Genomic DNA, 16,873 nt, shown 5'->3' with positions numbered 1-16,873 from the left:
AGCCTGAAGGAGTACGTCATGACGAAGACCGTCAACCACTGGATCGGCGGCAAGACAGTGGAGGGCACGTCGGGCCAGTACGGTCCCGTCACGGACCCGGCCACCGGCGCGGTCACCACGCAGGTCGCGCTCGCCTCCGTGGAGGAGGTCGACGCGGCCGTGGCGGCGGCGAAGGCCGCGTACGCGACGTGGGGCACCTCCTCGCTCGCCCAGCGCACCACCGTCCTCTTCCGTTACCGCGCGCTGCTCGACGCCCACCGCGACGACATCGCCGCGCTGATCACCGCCGAGCACGGCAAGGTGCACTCGGACGCGCTGGGCGAGGTCGCCCGCGGTTTGGAGATCGTCGAGCTGGCGTGCGGGATCACCACCCAGCTCAAGGGCGAGCTGTCCACCCAGGTGTCCAACCGGGTCGACGTCTCCTCGATCCGCCAGTCCCTGGGCGTCGTCGCGGGCATCACGCCGTTCAACTTCCCGGCCATGGTGCCGATGTGGATGTTCCCGCTGGCCATCGCCTGCGGCAACACGTTCGTGCTGAAGCCCAGCGAGAAGGACCCCTCGGCCGCCAACCTGCTGGCCGAGCTGGCGTCGGAGGCCGGCCTTCCGGACGGCGTCCTCAACGTCCTGCACGGCGACAAGGTCGCGGTCGACGGCCTGCTCAACCACCCCGACGTGGCCGCCGTCTCCTTCGTCGGCTCCACCCCCATCGCCCGCTACATCCACGCCACCGCCTCCGCCAACGGCAAGCGCGTACAGGCCCTCGGCGGCGCGAAGAACCACATGCTCGTCCTCCCGGACGCCGACCTGGACGCGGCCGCCGACGCGGCGGTCTCGGCGGCGTACGGCTCCGCCGGTGAGCGGTGCATGGCGATCTCCGCCGTCGTCGCGGTCGGTGCGATCGGCGACGAACTGGTCGCGAAGATCCGCGAGCGCGCCGAGAAGATCACGATCGGCCCCGGCAACGACCCCGCCTCCGAGATGGGCCCCCTGATCACCGCCGCCCACCGCGACAAGGTCGCCTCCTACGTCACGGGCGCCGCCGCCCAGGGCGCCGAGGTCGTCCTGGACGGCACGGGTCACACGGTCGAGGGCTTCGAGGACGGCCACTGGATCGGCCTGTCCCTCCTGGACAAGGTCTCCACCGACTCCGACGCGTACAAGGACGAGATCTTCGGCCCGGTGCTGTGCGTGCTCCGCGTGGACACGTACGAGGACGGCGTCGCCCTCATGAACGCCAGCCCGTTCGGCAACGGCACCGCGATCTTCACCCGCGACGGCGGCGCGGCCCGCCGCTTCCAGCTGGAGGTCGAGGCCGGCATGGTCGGCGTCAACGTCCCGATCCCGGTCCCGGTGGGCTACCACTCCTTCGGAGGCTGGAAGGACTCGCTCTTCGGCGACCACCACATCTACGGCAACGACGGCGTGCACTTCTACACGCGCGGCAAGGTCGTCACCACCCGCTGGCCCGACCCGGCCGACGCCCCGGCGGGCGTCGACCTCGGCTTCCCGCGCAACCACTGAGGGCCGCCCCGCCGCCCTCGCCGGTCCCCGCCCGCACCCCGGTGCCGGCGGGGACCGGTGCGTCGGCGGGCCCGCACCGCCCGGCGAAAAGCGGATGCCGGTCCACCGCCCCGCCCTGCATCCTGTGACCCATGAACACCCCGGCCCTCCCGCCCCGTTACGAGATCCGCGCCCTGCAGACAGCCACCACCGTCACCGTCTACCAGGCGTACCGGCCCGACATCGGCCTGCCCGCCGCACGCGACGGGCGGTTCCCCGAAGCCTGGAAGCGGGACCGGATGACCTGGATCAAGCCCAGCTTCCTGTGGATGATGTACCGCTGCGGCTGGGGCAGGAAGGAGGGGCAGGAGGTCGTGCTCGCCGTCGAGATCGACCGGAGCGGCCTGGAATGGGCCCTCGCGCACGCCGAACTCTCCTACTACGTACGCGATGTGCACCCCGACGCGAAGGCCTGGAAGCAGAGCCTGCGCGCCGCCCCCGCCCGGGTCCAGTGGGACCCCGAACGCGACCTCGACCTGAACCCGCTCCCGTACCGCTCCCTCCAGCTCGGGCTGAGCGGTGAGGCCGCCCGGCGGTACGCGGACGAGTGGACCGTTTCCGTCCGCGACGTCACCCCGCTCGCGCGCGAGGTGCACGCGGCGGTCCGCGCGGGCGAGCGGGAGAGGGCCGCGGCCCTGCTGCCCGTGGAGACACCGCTCGACCTGGCCGCGCCCCGGCCGGTGCGGGGGACCACCCCGGCGTCGGATACGTGACTTTCGGCAGTGCCGGAGGGCCCCCGGTCTCCGTAGCCTCTCCCTCGTGAACAGCCATTACCCCGTGAACAGGGCCGCGGACAGGACCGCGTGCCGGACCGCTCGTGGGCCCGGCCCCAGGTGGGCGGACCCGGGAGGGCTGCTGGTGCCCGCCGCTGCGGCGTTCGGCGCGCTGAGCCTGGTCGGCTGGTGGTGGGGCCTGCCGACCGCGATTGCCGCGTTCGTCGCGGGGCGGGGCCCCGGGCGCGGCAGGACGCTCGTCCTGGTCCTGGCCGGGGCGGTCGTGGCCGGGGCGGTGGCGGCGGCCGTGGTGCCGTCCCTGCTCACTCTCGGGACGCAGTTCGTGGCGGTGATCGTCCTCGCCGTGCTGGTGCCCTGGTTCGTGGGGCGGTTCTCACGTCAGTACCGGGAGCTGGCCCGGGCCGGCTGGGAGAGGGCCGAACAGCTGGAGCGGGAACGGCAGTTGATCGCCGAGCAGGCGAGGCTGCTGGAGCGGGCCCGGATCGCCCGGGACATGCACGACGTGCTGGGCCACGACCTCAGCCTGATCGCCCTGTCGGCCGGGGCCCTGAAGCTGGCGCCCGGTCTGGACGAGCGGCACCGACAGGCCGCCCAGGACATCCGGGGCAGGGCCGGCGCGGCGGTGGAACGCCTCGGCGAGGTGATCGGCGTCCTCCGCGAGGAGAGCGAGGACCCGCCGCAGGGGCCGGGCGGCTCCGACATCCCCCGGCTCGTCGGTGACGCGGCAGCCTCCGGGCTCGCCGTCGAACTGACGGTGGCCGGGGAGGCGGCGGGCCTTCCGCCCGCCGTCGAACGCGCCGCGCACCGGGTCGTGCAGGAAGGCCTGACCAACGCGGCCAAGCACGCGCCCGGCGAGTCCGTGAGCGTCGAGCTCTCGCACACGGCGACCGAGACCCGGGTGGTGGTCCGCAACGGAGCTCCGGCGGCGTCGGCCGGGCCCGGGGGCCGTGGTCCCGCAGGCCGCGTACTTGCCGGGCCCGGGGGCCGTGGACTCATCGGGCTGGACGAGCGCGTCCGGCTCGTCGGCGGCACCCTCGACCACGGCCCCCGGGACGGCGGCTTCACCGTCGCCGCCCGGCTGCCCCACCAGGCCCCCGTCCCCGCGCAGCCCGCGCCCCGGCCCGTCGGCGGCGGGGTGAGCCCCACACCCTCGCAGTACCGGTGGGCCCGGCGGCGTGTCCGCCGCACCCTGCTCACCGCGCTGGCGGCGCCGTTGGCCGCGGGTGCGGTGCTGCTCGCCGGGGTCGGGATGTGGGAGACGGTGGCCGCGTCCCGGTCCGTCCTCGACCCGCGCGACTACGCGCGCCTGCGGGTGGGGCAGGATCGGTCCGACATACGGAAGGTGCTGCCGGACCGGCAGTCGGTGGAGCGGCCGGCGGGCGCCGGACCGGAGGAACGAGGGGTGACGTGCGAGTTCTACGCGATGACGGCCGACCGCTTCGACGACCGGTCCGGAGACGCGTACCGGCTCTGCTTCCGGGACGGCCGGCTGGTCTCCCGCGACGCGCTGACACCGTGAGCGCCCGATGACCCGGCCGGACACGAACTGGGCGCCGCACACCACGCGGCCGGACGAGACCCCGGCGCACCCGACCCCGGCGCACACGACCCCGGCGCACACGACCCCGGCGCACACGACCCCTGCGCACACGACCCCTGCGCACCCGACCCCGGCCGGGACGACGATCAGAGTCCTGATCGCCGACGACGAGCCCATGATCCGCGCCGGCGTACGCGCCGTGCTCGCCACCGACCCGGGCATCGAGGTCGTCGCCGAGGCGGCCGACGGGCACGAGGCCGTGGAGCTGGTCCGGGCGTACCGCCCGCACGTGGCCGTCCTCGACGTGCGGATGCCGAGGACCAACGGCATCGAGGCCGCGGCCGAGATCCGTCGCGCCGTGCCCGCCACCGGCGTCGTCATGCTGACCACGTTCGGCGAGGACGACTACATCCTGCGGGCGCTCGGCTGCGGGGCCGCCGGATTCCTGATCAAGTCCGGCGAGCCCGAGGAACTCGTCGCCGGGGTGCGGGCCGTGGCCGGCGGCGCCGCCTATCTCTCACCGAAGGTCGCCGCCCGCGTGGTGGCGCACCTCGCGTCCACCGGGGCCGGGGACCTGGCCGGCCGACGGGCCGCCGCCCGGGAGCAGGTCGCCGGGCTGACGCCCAGGGAGCGCGAAGTGCTGTCGCACCTCGGCGGCGGGCTGTCCAACGGGCAGATCGCCCGGCGGCTGCACCTGGTCGAAGGCACGGTCAAGGCGCACGTCAGCTCGGTACTGGCCCGCCTCGGCGTCGACAACCGGGCCGCGGCCGCCGTCGTCGCCCACGAGGCCGGGATCCTGCCCCCACCACCGGCCGAGCAGCGCTGAGGCGAGCAGACCGGCGGGGCGGACCAGCACCAGGAGCACCGCGGTGACGACCGCCCCGCCGAGCAGGGCTCCGGCGATCACGTCGTGCGGGTAATGGACCCCCACCAGGACCCGCAGCAGTGCCGCCGCCACGGCCAACGGCAGGGTCACGGCAGCCAGTCGGGGCCGCCGCACCGCCAGCCCGACCGCGAGTGCGGCGGCCAGCGTGGCGTGGTTGCTCGGGAACGACCAGTCGCCCGGCTCGGGGCACGCGGCGACCGCCCGGGCGCCGTCCAGCGCCCGGCACGGACGCTCCTCGTCGACGACCAGTTTCAGCGCCTCGCTGACGGCGTACGCCACGACCGTCCCGACGCCGATGAGCGCGGCCCCCGCCACCGCCCCCGCGTCCCTCCGGCGCACCGCCGACCAGCAGACCCCGAGCAGCAGCAGACCGAGGACGATCAGTGTGGCCTTGGAGGACAGCTCCAGCAGGTGCCCCAGCCACTCCGGGGCGTCCCCGACCGCCCCCGTCAGCGACCGGTAGGCGGATACGGAGGCCCCCCGGGTGACCTCGGTGGGGCCGGGCCGCCCCAGGCCGCCGGGCGACAGCATCCCGATCACGGCCGCCGCCGCCGTCGCCAGCAGAGCGGCCGACCCGAACAGCCGCACGGGCCAGTGGTGTTGATGTGTGTGCTTTGCCATGCGGCGAACGTACGAAGGCACCAGGGCCCGGCGCGGGGGCCGAACGGCAGGAACGGCCCCCGACGAAGGTCAGGGTTGACGCCCGGGAGCGTCCCTTCTACCGAGCGGCACCGTCCCCGAACTCCCACGTCAGCATCGTGAACCCGCCGTCGTCCCCCGCCCCCGCCGACCGGTACGTCGCGAGCGCCGCCTCGTCGTCCCCCTCCACGCCGACCCACAGGTCGTAGCACCCCCGCTCCCGGGCGACGTCCACGAGCGCCAGCGTCAGGGCCCTGCCGATGCCCCGGCGGCGGAACGGGTCGTCGACGCCGAGTTCGTACAGGCACATCTCCGTGCCCTTGTCCGGGTGCAGCATCTCGATGCCCGAGACGAAGCCGGCCGGGACGCCGTCCACGTACGCGATCAGCAGCACGTGACCGTCCGCGGCGAGGAAGCGGGCGGCCCATTCCTCGCGGGGCGGCGCGTCGTAGAGGTGGCCGGCGGCCAGCAGCTCCGTGACGGTCGTGGCGCGGCGAATGTCCACAAGGGCCTCCCGGGGCAAGGGTTCCGAAGGCGTTCTGTACCGCGTCCGGAGTACGGCGGGGGCGTACCGTACCTCTCAGGGAGGCCGCGCACCTCACCCTGGCGGCATGCGACCGGCTTGCATCCTCCGTTTAGGGTCGAGGAATGGAGACCCCTACTGCTCGATGGCGGCGCCTGCTGCCCCGTACACCCGGCCGGTGGGCCGCGCTCGGCGCCGCGCTCGCCGTGCTCGTGGGCGGCGGCACCTGGACGGCCGTCGCCGACGACGGCACGCCCGCCGTGCAGCGCGAGGACCGGACGCTGCGCATGGACGGGGTGCCGATCGACACCTCGTACTTCCACGCCAAGGGTTCCGGTAAGCGGCCCGCCGTGCTCATCGGGCACGGCTTCGGCGGCAGCAAGAACGACGTACGGGCCCAGGCCGAGAAGCTGGCCGCCGACGGCTACGCCGTGCTGACCTGGTCGGCGCGCGGCTTCGGCAAGTCCGGCGGCACGATCTCCCTCAACGACCCGGACCACGAGGTCAGGGACGTCTCGCGGCTCATCGACTGGCTCGCGACGCGGCCCGAGGTGGAGCTCGACAAGAAGGGCGACCCCCGGGTCGGGCTCACCGGGGCCTCCTACGGCGGGGCCGTCTCCCTGCTCGCCGCCGGGCACGACGAGCGGGTCGACGCCGTCGCGCCCGTGATCACCTACTGGAACCTCGCCGACGCCCTCTTCCCCGACGGAGTCTTCAAGAAGCTCTGGGCCGGGATCTTCATCACCACCGGCGGCGGCTGCGAGAAGTTCGAGAAGCGGCTCTGCGAGATGTACGAGCGGGTCGCCGTCAGCGGCAAGCCCGACGCCGAGGCGGTCGACCTCCTCACCGAGCGTTCGCCGTCCGCCGTCGCCGACCGCATCAAGGTCCCCTCGCTCCTCCTCCAGGGGCAGTCCGACTCCCTCTTCCCGCTCGGCCAGGCCGACGCCATGCAGAAGGCCATCAGCGCCAACGGCGCCCCCGTCTCCGTCGACTGGATCGCGGGCGGGCACGACGGCGGCGACAACGAGACCGGACGCGTCGAAGGGCGCGTCGGGGACTGGTTCGACCGCTACCTCAAGGAGGACACCGGCGCCGACGCCGGGCCCGCCTTCCGCGTCACCCGCACCGGAGGCGTCGACTCCACCGACGGCGCGGCCCTCCTGCGCGGCGCGAGCGGCGACACCTACCCGGGGCTGCGCAGCGGTGGCCGGGACATCGCGCTCGGCGGCGGGACGAAGACCTTCCGCAACCCCGCGGGGTCCTCGCCGCCCGCCATCTCCGCCGTGCCCGGCGTCGGCGGCGGACTCGCCCAGCTGTCCTCCCTCGGCGTCGGGCTCTCGCTCGACTTCCCCGGACAGTTCGCCCGGTTCGAGTCCGCCCCGCTGGACACCTCCGTACGCGTCACCGGCACGCCCACCGTGAAGGTGAACGTGACGGCGAGCGGCGACCGGGACGCGGTGCTCTTCGGCAAGGTGTACGACGTGTCGCCGGACGGCAGGCAGCAGGTGCTGCCCCACCAGCTCGTCGCCCCCTACCGGATCACCCCCGACCAGCAGGGCAAGCCGGTCGAGCTGGCCCTGCCCGCCGTGGACCACGAGTTCGACGCCGGACACCGGCTGCGGCTCGTGTTCTCCGCGACCGACCTCGGCTACGCGTCCCCGGCCGAGCCCGCCACGTACACCGTCACCGCCGACGGACCGCTGACCGTCCCCACCGCGCCCGCCGTGCGGACCGCGGCGGCCACCCTCCCGTGGTGGACCTGGGGCCTCCCTGCCGCCGCCCTCGTCATCGCGGCCGGTCTGCTGCTCACCGCCCGCCGCCGGACCGCGACGCCCGCACCGGACCCCGCGCTCACCGACGTACCGCTCCAGATCACCGGTCTCTCCAAGAAGTACGCCAAGTCCGTCGACCGGTACGCCGTGCGCGAGCTGTCCTTCCGCGTCGAGAAGGGCCAGGTCCTCGGGCTCCTCGGGCCCAACGGCGCGGGCAAGACGACGACCCTGCGCATGCTCATGGGGCTCATCACCCCCGACGAGGGCGAGATCCGCGTCTTCGGGCAGGCCATCCGGCCGGGCGCGCCGGTGCTGTCCCGGGTCGGGGCGTTCGTGGAGGGCGCGGGTTTCCTGCCGCACCTGTCCGGGCGCGCCAACCTGGACCTGTACTGGCAGGCCACCGGCCGTCCCGCCGAGGACGCGCACATCGACGAGGCACTGGAGATCGCCGGCCTCGGCGACGCGCTCGCCCGTGCCGTACGCACCTACTCCCAGGGCATGCGGCAGCGGCTGGCCATCGCCCAGGCCATGCTCGGCATGCCGGACCTCCTCATCCTCGACGAGCCGACCAACGGGCTCGACCCGCCGCAGATCCGCGAGATGCGGGACGTGATGATCCGTTACGCGGCCGGTGGCCGGACCGTCATCGTCTCCAGCCACCTCCTCTCCGAGGTCGAGCAGTCCTGCACCCACCTGGTCGTCATGGACCGGGGCCGGCTTGTCCAGGCCGGACCCGTCGCCGAGATCACCGGATCCGGCGACATGATCCTGGTGACCACGGCCGAGGAGGTGTCCGAGCCGCTGGCGGAGAAGGTCGCCGCCCTGCCCGGCATAGGCTCCGCCGTCCGCACCGACGACGGGCGCGGACTCCTCGTCCGCCTCGACGGGGCCACCACCTCCCGGCTCGTCTCCGATCTCGTCCGGCTCGACGTCCCGGTCACCGGCGTCGGACCGCACCGTCGCCTGGAGGACGCCTTCCTCACCCTGATCTCCGGAGGAGCAGCATGAGCGCCCCCGTCCAGCCCCCCGAGGTCCGGGGCGACACAGCGCATCCCGAGGCCGCCGGCTACCGCGCCCGGCGCACGCTTCCCCTCCGCGTCGAGGCCATGCGGCAGTTGCGCAGACGACGCACCCTGCTGATGGGCGGGGTGCTCGCCGCCCTCCCCTTCATCCTGATCATCGCCTTCGCGATCGGCGGCACGCCGGACGGCGAGGACGGCGGTGGCGGTGGCGGGGGCGGCGGCCGGATCAACCTGATGGACGTGGCGACCGAGTCCGCCGCGAACTTCGCCGCCACCTCGCTGTTCGTCTCGGCCGGGTTCCTGCTGGTGGTGCCGGTCGCCCTGTTCTGCGGGGACACCGTCGCCTCCGAGGCGAGCTGGTCCTCGCTGCGCTATCTGCTCGCCGCGCCCGTGCCGCGCGTGCGGCTGCTGTGGTCCAAGCTCGTCGTCGCGCTCGGCTTCAGCCTGGCCGCGATGGTGCTGCTGCCGCTCGTCGCGCTGGTGGCGGGCACCGCGGCCTACGGATGGGGGCCGCTGAAACTGCCCACCGGGGGAGCGCTGTCGGCCGGGGACACGGTGCCCCGCCTCGCGATCGTCGTGGCGTTCATCTTCGTCTCCCAACTGGTCACCGCAGGCCTGGCGTTCTGGCTGTCCACGAAGACCGACGCCCCGCTCGGCGCGGTCGGCGGCGCGGTGGGCCTCACCATCGTCGGCAATGTGCTCGACGCGGTCACCGCACTCGGCTCCTGGCGCGACTTCCTGCCCGCGCACTGGCAGTTCGCCTGGGCCGACGCACTCCAGCCGCAACTGGAGTGGGGCGGCATGATCAAGGGCACGGCCGTATCAGTGACCTATGCCCTGATCCTGTTCGCGCTGGCCTTCCGCGGGTTCAGTCGTAAGGACATCGTGTCCTGAACCTGATGTTCCGCCGGTTTCCTGCCCGCTGTTGCCGCATCGAGATGGTTCCGCAACGCTTTCGTCGACTCCGGTCGGCGACCCCGTACGTCACATTCACAGATGTCGAGGACATCGTGACGACGTGGGGGGTTGCACATGCATCAGGTAAGCCGGCGACACGAGAAGCGGTCGGGGGGCCGGGCAGGGGGCCGGGCGGGAGCCGTGGCGCTCCTTCTGGCGGGCGCCATGGCCCTCACCGCGTGCGGCAGCGGCGACAGCGACTCGGGCGGCAAGCGCGACCTGAGTTCGGATACGCGTAACGGGCAGGGATCGACCGGCGGCGGACAGCCCGCACCGGACGCGGTGGCGCCCGAGAAGGGCCGGTCGGCCGCACCGACGGGAGACTCCGGCGACGAGAGCGAGCGGGACGTCGCGCCGCCCGACTACCTCTCCACCTTCGCCCTGGACGTGGACACCGCCAGCTACGGCTACGCGCGCCGCACCCTCGGCGACGGCATGCTGCCCTCGCCCGAGGACGTACGCCCCGAGGAGTTCGTCAACAGCTTCCGCCAGGGGTACGAACGGCCGAAGGGCCCCGGCTTCTCGGTGAACGTCGACGGGGCGCGCATCGGTTCCGGGAAGGGCGGGGGCGGCGGAACCGGAGCGTCCGACTGGTCGCTGCTCCGCGTCGGCCTGGCCACCGAGTCCGCCCCGTCGACCGCTGAACGGCCGCCCGCGGCCCTGACGTTCGTCGTCGACATCTCGGGGTCCATGGCCGAGACCGGCCGTCTGGACCTGGTCAGGAAGTCCCTGAACATCCTCACGGACGAACTGCGCGACGACGACTCCATCTCCCTGGTCACCTTCAGCGACGAGGCCGAGACCCGGCTGCCGATGACCCGTCTCCAGGGCAACCGGAACCGGATCAAGGACGCGGTGGAGGAGATGCAGCCGATGCAGTCCACCAACGTCGAGGCGGGTATCACCCTCGGCTACGAGGAGTCGGTCGAGGGCCACCGCAAGGGCGCCACCAACCGGGTGGTGCTCCTCTCCGACGCGCTGGCCAACACCGGCGACACCAACGCCGACGGGATTCTGGAGAAGATCGGCTCCGCCCGCCGCGAGTACGGCATCACCCTCTTCGGCGTCGGCGTCGGCAGCGAGTACGGCGACGCGTTCATGGAACAGCTCACCAACAAGGGCGACGGGAACACCACGTACGTCGGTGACGAGGAGCAGGCCCGCAAGGTCTTCGTCGACCAGCTGCCCGCCCACCTGGAGATCCGGGCCCGCGACGCCAAGGCCCAGGTGGCGTTCGACCGGAAGACCGTGAAGCAGTTCCGGCTGATCGGCTACGAGAACCGCAAGGTCGCCGACGAGGACTTCCGCGACGACAGCGTCGACGGCGGCGAGGTCGGCCCCGGCCACACGGTGACCGCTCTGTACGCCGTACGGCTGCGCGAGGGCGCGTCCGGCACCGTGGCCAAGGCGACCGTGCGCTGGCTCGACCCCAAGACCCGCGAGGCCCGGGAGGAGACCGGAACCGCGACGACCGGAGCGATCGACGGATCCCTGTGGGGCGGCGGCAGCGACCGGCTCCAAGTAGCGGCCGTGGCGGCCTACTTCGCCGACCACCTGCGGGGCGGCGACCTGCCCGGCGCACCCGGCCTCGGTGAACTCGCCTCCCGGGCCGCCGGGCTGGCGGAAACGACCGAGGACAGTTCCGTCACGAAGCTGGCCAGGGCCATCGGGCAGGCGGACCGGATCAAGGGCGGATCGGGAACGGACGACGAGCCGGAACCGGGCGAGGGCGAGATCGGCTGAGGCGGAGCGGCCCGAGCGGCCCGAGCGGCCTGGGCCGCCCGGGCCGAAACGGTTCGCACGGTCATTCGAAAATGGGCCCTGTGAACCGCCGTTCCAGGCCATGATGTCCGCCATGACCTCCCTCTTCCTGGTGCTCGCCACGATCGTCAACGGCCTCTACGCGGGGTTCATGCTGACCTTCCTGATCGCGATCATGCCCGGCCTCGCCGACCTGACGGACGAGCAGTTCACGGCGGCCATGCGCCGCTTCAACGAGAAGGTCCCCGGCCCGGTCTTCCTGGTCCTGTTCCTCGGCGTCGTCGCGCTGCCCGCCGCCGCGTTCTTCACCGGCCTCGGCGAGCACGGCGAGGCGGCGGGCCCCGCCATCCTGGGGGCGCTGATCTGCGGGGTCGCCGGTCATCTGGTGACCGTGATCGGGAACATCCCGCTCAACAACGCCCTCGCCGCATCCGAGGGCGGCGACGACAGCGCGGCCCGCGCGGCCTTCGAGTCCCGCTGGAACACCCTCCACCAGGTGCGTACCGCGTTCGCACTGGTGGCGTGCGTCCTGCTGGCCGTCGCGCTGTAGGGCGGAGCGCCCCCCTCCGTATCCGATCCGCATCCGCATCCGTACGTGGGCGGGATGCGGGGTGCTACCGGCGGCCCCCGGCCTCTGCCCGCCGCGGATGGCGGGGGCCGAGCAGCACCACGAGAGCGGCCGCACCGGGCACGGGTGCGTCGACCCGCCGCCAGCCGGTCCGCTCGTACAGGCGCAGCGCCGCCTCGGCCCGCACGGAGGTCAGCAGCCAGCAACGGCCGTCCGGGACCGGTCCCGTCACCGCGTGCAGCAGCGCCGCGCCGAGCCCCGTACCGTGCGCCTCCGGCGCCACCGCGAGCTCGTTCACCTCCAGCGCACCGCAGAGCCACGCCCGTGTCCGCCGGGGCCCGAGGGCCTCGGCGACCTGCCCGTAGCTGCGGTCGGCCGGAAAGACCTCCGGGGTGATCCAGGCCGTGGCGAAACCGGTTACCGTCCCCCCGGCCGTCGCCACCGCCGCCGTGAACCCGGGCCGGAGCACGTCCCGCGCGAGCCGCTCCGCATAGCTGTCGGCCCCGGCCGGATCCTCGTTCCACGGCGGGGCCGAGAACGCCCGCGCGTACACGTCGCGGATCCCGTCGGTGTACCGGTTCAGCTCCCCGGCCTCCACCGTTCGTACCTCGACCGTCATCGCACCGTCCCTCGGATTTCATCGGTGATCCACCGTCGGATCACCGGGGCGCCACCGGCGCAGCGAGGAAACCTTAGGGGTGAACTGCCGTACCGGGCACAACCCTTCGCCCGGCAGGCCTGTCTGTAGGGGTGCGAGTGGCCACTCGATCCGACCCATTTCCGACGCAGCCGCGCACGCCGCGGCGCCACGGGGACAGCGCTTTCCGGCCGTCCCGCGGCGCCGTCGCGGCGAACGTCCCAGCAGAAGGAGTCCCCGTGACATCCCGAGCACTCGGTACCGGTGTCGTCCTGGCCGTCACCCTGGCCGCCGCAGTCGTCGCCCTGCCCGCCGCCGCCGCCCTGCCCGCGCCGGCCCCCGACCCCCACGGCCCCCGCGCCGACTTCAACGGCGACGGCTATCCCGACCTGGCGTTCGCCGCGCCCGGTGCGACCGTCAAGGGGTTCAAGGGCGCCGGATACGTCGGCGTGGCCTACGGTTCCCGCGACGGAATCAAGGACTCCGCCAAGCGGGTGTTCACCCAGGCCTCGGCGGGAGTCCCCGGCACCCCGGAGGCCGGTGACGCCTTCGGCAGCGCGGTCGCCTCCGCCGATCTCGACCAGGACGGTTACGCGGACCTGGTCGTCGGTTCGCAGGGCGAGAAGATCGGAGCGGCCGAGAGCGCGGGCGGTGGCGTGACCGTCCTGTGGGGCGGGCCGGGCGGCCTGGCCGGCGGGGCGACCCTGCTGACCGGCGAGGAGTACGACGGCCTGGGCCGGTGGCTGGCCGTCGGCGACTTCGACGGCGACGGCGCCCCGGACGTCGTCGGCGCCGGGCACATGGCCCTGCACGCGCTCAGCGGCCCCTTCACCCGCGACGGCGTCGCGGCGGCGGCCACCGAGATCCCGAACGCCGACGACTGGCGGAACCTCGACGTGGCCGCGGGCGACCTGAACGGCGACGGCCGCGACGATCTCGCCGTCGTCGCCAACGACGGCGACGAGTACGACGCCCGGCGCATCATGATCGGTCTCGGCGGCCCGGCCGGACTCGGCCCGGACCTCACCGCCGTCAAGGGGAAAAACGGCTACAACCTGCAGGGCGGCGAGCACATCGCCGTCGGCAACGTGAACAACGACCGGTACGCCGACCTCGCCGTCGGGCGCGCCGTCGACGGGTACGACAGCGACCTGGACCTGCCGCTCGCCAAGGGCGGCATGCTCACCTACGTACCGGGCGGCGCGAGCGGCCCGCAGGGCACCAAGGCCGTCGTCCTCAACCAGGACTCGCCCGGCGTCCCCGGAGCCGCCGAGCACAGCGACAACTTCGGCGCTTCCGTGGCCATCGGGGACACCGACGGCGACGGCTACGGCGAGATCGCGGTGGGCGTCCCCGGTGAGGACCAGGGCACGGTCGCCTCGGCGGGCGGCCTCGTCGTCCTTCCCGGCACCGCTGCCGGACCCACGGGCCTGGGCAGTTACGGCTTCAACCAGGGCACGCCGGACGTCGTCGGGGCCGTGGAGAAGAACGACCGCTTCGGCGGCGCGGCGGCCCTGCGCGACCTCAACGGCGACGGCCGCACCGAACTGGCCGTGGGCGCGCCCGGCGAGAACGCGGACGAGGGCTCCCTGTGGGTGTTCCCGGCCACCGCCACCGGCCTCGTGGCCAAGGGCTCGTTCAGCTTCGGCCACGGGACGCTCGGCACGGTGGCCACGAAGGCGGAACTGGGCAGCGGCTTCAACCGCTGACCCGCGCGACCGGGCGGATCCCGTCAACCGTCCGGCACTGGTCCTGCAAGGGTCCTGCAAGGGTCCGGCTCTCCTCCCCCCTCACCTCGGTCGGGGAGGGGAGGAGCCGGATACGCGCGCCTTCGTCACACGTTGGGCACCTTGAGCCGGTCCCAACTGCTCTTGCCGGGAACGCCGTCCGCGTCGCCGCCCGTGTAGCCCAGCTTGCGCTGCCAGGCGGCGTACGACTTCCGGTCGGCCTCGGACCAGGCCGGGCCGGGACCCACCGTGTACCGGCCGCAGCCCTCGGACACCAGACGCTTGCCCATCGCCGTGACGACCGCGCTGTTGCGGCCCACCTTGAAGAACGCGGCCCCCGGGAACGGCTCGTACGTCGGCTTCGGCGGCGGATCGGAGGGCCCGTCCGGGGAGCCGCCCAGCCGCTTGCCGATCCGCGAGCGCATCGAGTTCATGGTGAACCCGCGCGGATCGACCTTGCCCGGCTGCCACTCCAGATGCCCGATCACCGACCGCTGCGACCAGCCGTGCGCCCGGCAGAGAGCGGCGGCCGCCCGCTCGATCGCCAGCAGCTGGGCCGCCGGCCAGGGGTCCTTGCCGTCACCGAGGTTGACGCATTCGAACCCGTAGAAGTGCCGGTTGCCGTCGGTGTTGGCCTCGTTGTCCGGGGGCAGCGCCTTCTCCGCGATGACGGCGCGCAGGACGTCGTCGTCGCCGAGCCCGGCATGGTTGGCCCGTCCGTTCCCCACGAGGTGGACGGACCCGTCCTTGGCGATGACCCCGTGGCAGAGCGGTCCGGGCAGGGCGGAGTGGCCGTTGTAGCAGAGTTCGACCGAGGAGGCGGTGCCCGAGGTGACGGTGTGATGGATCATCACGCCGTGTGCCGGACCCCAGGGTCCCTTGTGATTCCGGTTGTTGGTACGCCAGCTCCGGTGTTCGACGACGTGGAGGCCTTCGTCGCGGAGGGCTTTGAGCAGCCTGGCTGCAGACAGCGGCGTCGCCATCGCGGCGCTCCTTTCCCTGATGGTGCGTAGTTCACGCGGGCGCTTCGGTGTGCGGTCGGCGGGACCCGGCGGGGCGGACGGCGGCACGGAGCCGGGTGCGCCCGCCGGGTGACGGGACGGTCGGGAGCGCCCTGCGGCGGGGATTCCGCCTTCGGGCCCACCTGATCGATTTGCCCGCTCCCAGGCCCTGCCGAACGTCCTGCCGCGCGGAAGGTTGCGCCGTGCCCGAACTCCCGTCCGGGAATGTCCGAACTCCTGCCCGATGTGCACAGCCCCTAGGGCCTGTCTCCTCCGTACGGCCGGGGCGCGGGCCGGAGTACTCCCGCTGTCGTATGCGGCCGGACGTCCCGCCTCCTACCGTGAGGGAGTGATGACCTTCGACCGCCTGGCCGCCCGTGCGCGGGCTCTGCCGCCGATCGTCGCGGATCTGCTGGTGGTGGCGGTGGTGGGGGTGTTCACCACCGCCGACGCGGCCGTCAACGAGCCCGGCTACCGGCAGGCCGACGCGCTGACCTGGGCCCTCCTCGTGGTCTCGCTGGCGGCGCTCGCCTGCCGCCGCCGTTGGCCCGTTCCGGTGGTCTGCGTGACCGGGGCGGCCTGCGCCGGGTGGGCGCTGCACGGGCACATCGGCGAACTGCTGAACCTCCCGGTGATCGTGGCGCTGTACACGGTCGCGGTGCTGGGCGACCGCCGGCGCACCCTGTGGACCGGGGTGATCGCCGCGACGGTCTCGGGCGCGGTGGCGCTGAAGGTCGGCCGGGACGTGGTCAATCCGCAGGGACTGCCCGTCCTGGAGATGGTCTGGCCGCTCGTCCCGCTGCTCCTGGGCGAGGTGGTGCGTACCCGCCGGGAACTGCTGGCGGAGTACGCGGCGCGCGCCGCGCGGGCCGAGGAGGACCGCGAGCGGGAGGCCGCCCGCCGGGTCCGCCAGGAGCGGGCGCGGGTCGCCCGGGAGATCCACGACATCCTGGCGCACACGGTGAGTGCGATGACCGTGCAGGCCGGGGTCGCCCTCGACGCGCTGGACGCCGCGCCGGAGGTGTCGCGGCAGGCGATGACCCAGGTGCGCGCCTCCGGCAAGGAAGCCGTACGGGAACTGCGCGCCACGCTGTCCGTCCTGCGCGCGGCGGAGTCCACGGCTCCGGCTCCCCGCCTCGGCCAGCTGGACGAGCTGGTCGCGGGGGTCGAGGCGGGCGGCGTGCGGGTCAGCCTGCGGCGGGACACGGGGGACGCCGCCCTGCCCGCGGTCGTCGAGGCCACGGCGTACCGGATCGTGCAGGAGGCGCTGACCAACGTGGTGAAGCACTCCGCGGCGCGGCACGCCGCGGTGTCGGTGACCCGCGACGCCACCCGGCTGACCGTCGAGGTCGTGGACGACGGCCCCCCGGTCCGGCCGCCCGCCGTGCCGCCCGCCGACCGGGGCTTCGGCCTGATCGGCATGCGGGAGCGGGCGGTCGCGGTGGGCGGCGGCGTCACGTACGGTCCGGTGCCGAGCGGCGGATTCCGCGTCCGCGCCGAACTGCCGACGGAGGGAGCGCCCTCATGAACACGACGCCGTACGCAA

The 16,873-nt window shown here is 73.6% G+C and carries 13 protein-coding genes and 1 pseudogene; 10 read left to right on the top strand and 4 right to left on the bottom strand.

All coding sequences use genetic code 11. From position 1 onward, the window contains the following. The first annotated feature begins 18 nt into the window (after positions 1-18). The 4 genes from mmsA to IE272_RS04725 all read left to right on the top strand — a co-directional run bounded on the left by mmsA (position 19) and on the right by IE272_RS04725 (position 4,660). Positions 19-1,521, top strand: coding sequence for a CoA-acylating methylmalonate-semialdehyde dehydrogenase (mmsA, locus tag IE272_RS04740; protein ID WP_050360822.1), 1,503 nt, complete (start codon positions 19-21; stop codon positions 1,519-1,521). A 131-nt stretch (positions 1,522-1,652) separates the two neighbouring features. After that, entirely contained in the window at positions 1,653-2,273 is a 621-nt protein-coding gene (locus IE272_RS04735; RefSeq protein WP_098891844.1) for a DUF4291 domain-containing protein, read from the top strand. Between the two features lie 145 nt (positions 2,274-2,418). Then, positions 2,419-3,813: a sensor histidine kinase gene (locus tag IE272_RS04730; RefSeq protein ID WP_190006306.1), complete on the top strand. Its 1,395-nt coding sequence runs from the start codon at positions 2,419-2,421 to the stop codon at positions 3,811-3,813. 7 nt (positions 3,814-3,820) lie between these two features. After that, a complete protein-coding gene (locus tag IE272_RS04725) occupies positions 3,821-4,660 on the top strand; it encodes a response regulator (RefSeq protein WP_268254143.1) in 840 nt (279 codons plus the stop codon). Here the strand turns inward: IE272_RS04725 and IE272_RS04720 are convergent. Both IE272_RS04720 and IE272_RS04715 read right to left on the bottom strand, forming a co-directional pair. Beyond that, a pseudogene (locus IE272_RS04720) lies at positions 4,616-5,341 on the bottom strand (phosphatase PAP2 family protein); the annotation flags it as partial. The gene IE272_RS04725 and the pseudogene IE272_RS04720 sit on opposite strands and share 45 nt — an antisense overlap. A gap of 97 nt (positions 5,342-5,438) precedes the next feature. Continuing rightward, a complete protein-coding gene (locus IE272_RS04715; RefSeq protein WP_190006305.1) occupies positions 5,439-5,864 on the bottom strand; it encodes a GNAT family N-acetyltransferase in 426 nt (141 codons plus the stop codon). A gap of 143 nt (positions 5,865-6,007) precedes the next feature. Here IE272_RS04715 and IE272_RS04710 point away from each other — a divergent pair, with 143 nt between their 5' ends. From IE272_RS04710 to IE272_RS04695, 4 genes are all read left to right on the top strand, one after another. After that, positions 6,008-8,662 (top strand): alpha/beta fold hydrolase, encoded by a 2,655-nt coding sequence (locus IE272_RS04710; protein WP_190006304.1) that lies wholly within the window; start codon positions 6,008-6,010, stop codon positions 8,660-8,662. Then, entirely contained in the window at positions 8,659-9,570 is a 912-nt protein-coding gene (locus IE272_RS04705) for an ABC transporter permease (RefSeq protein ID WP_050360816.1), read from the top strand. Before IE272_RS04710 ends, IE272_RS04705 begins: the two co-directional genes overlap by 4 nt. 138 nt (positions 9,571-9,708) lie before the next feature. Beyond that, on the top strand, positions 9,709-11,376 hold the full coding sequence (locus tag IE272_RS04700) for a vWA domain-containing protein (protein WP_056711796.1): 1,668 nt from the start codon (positions 9,709-9,711) through the stop codon (positions 11,374-11,376). A gap of 100 nt (positions 11,377-11,476) precedes the next feature. Further along, a complete protein-coding gene (locus IE272_RS04695) occupies positions 11,477-11,944 on the top strand; it encodes an anthrone oxygenase family protein (protein WP_050360815.1) in 468 nt (155 codons plus the stop codon). Positions 11,945-12,008: 64 nt separating this feature from the next. Here the strand turns inward: IE272_RS04695 and IE272_RS04690 are convergent, their stop codons facing one another. After that, complete coding sequence (locus IE272_RS04690; protein ID WP_190006303.1) at positions 12,009-12,581, bottom strand: GNAT family N-acetyltransferase; 573 nt, start codon at positions 12,579-12,581, stop codon at positions 12,009-12,011. Between the two features lie 257 nt (positions 12,582-12,838). On the opposite strand from IE272_RS04690, the gene IE272_RS04685 reads away from it, so the two are divergent. After that, positions 12,839-14,308 carry an FG-GAP and VCBS repeat-containing protein gene (locus IE272_RS04685; RefSeq protein WP_190006302.1) on the top strand — a complete coding sequence of 490 codons (1,470 nt, stop codon included), beginning with the start codon at positions 12,839-12,841 and terminating at the stop codon, positions 14,306-14,308. Positions 14,309-14,433: 125 nt separating this feature from the next. Here IE272_RS04685 and IE272_RS04680 read toward each other — a convergent pair whose 3' ends face one another. Then, positions 14,434-15,309 carry a peptidoglycan-binding protein gene (locus IE272_RS04680; protein ID WP_050360812.1) on the bottom strand — a complete coding sequence of 292 codons (876 nt, stop codon included), beginning with the start codon at positions 15,307-15,309 and terminating at the stop codon, positions 14,434-14,436. Between the two features lie 370 nt (positions 15,310-15,679). Between IE272_RS04680 and IE272_RS04675 the strand changes: the two genes are divergently transcribed. Further along, positions 15,680-16,855, top strand: coding sequence for a sensor histidine kinase (locus tag IE272_RS04675; RefSeq protein ID WP_190006301.1), 1,176 nt, complete (start codon positions 15,680-15,682; stop codon positions 16,853-16,855). The last annotated feature ends 18 nt before the right edge of the window (positions 16,856-16,873 follow it).

The sequence above is a fragment of the Streptomyces anulatus genome, assembly GCF_014650675.1.
GTDB classification, from domain to species: Bacteria; Actinomycetota; Actinomycetes; order Streptomycetales; family Streptomycetaceae; genus Streptomyces; species Streptomyces anulatus.
The sequence above is the reverse complement of the archived record's forward strand: the minus strand, read 5'-3'. Positions and strand labels throughout refer to the sequence as shown.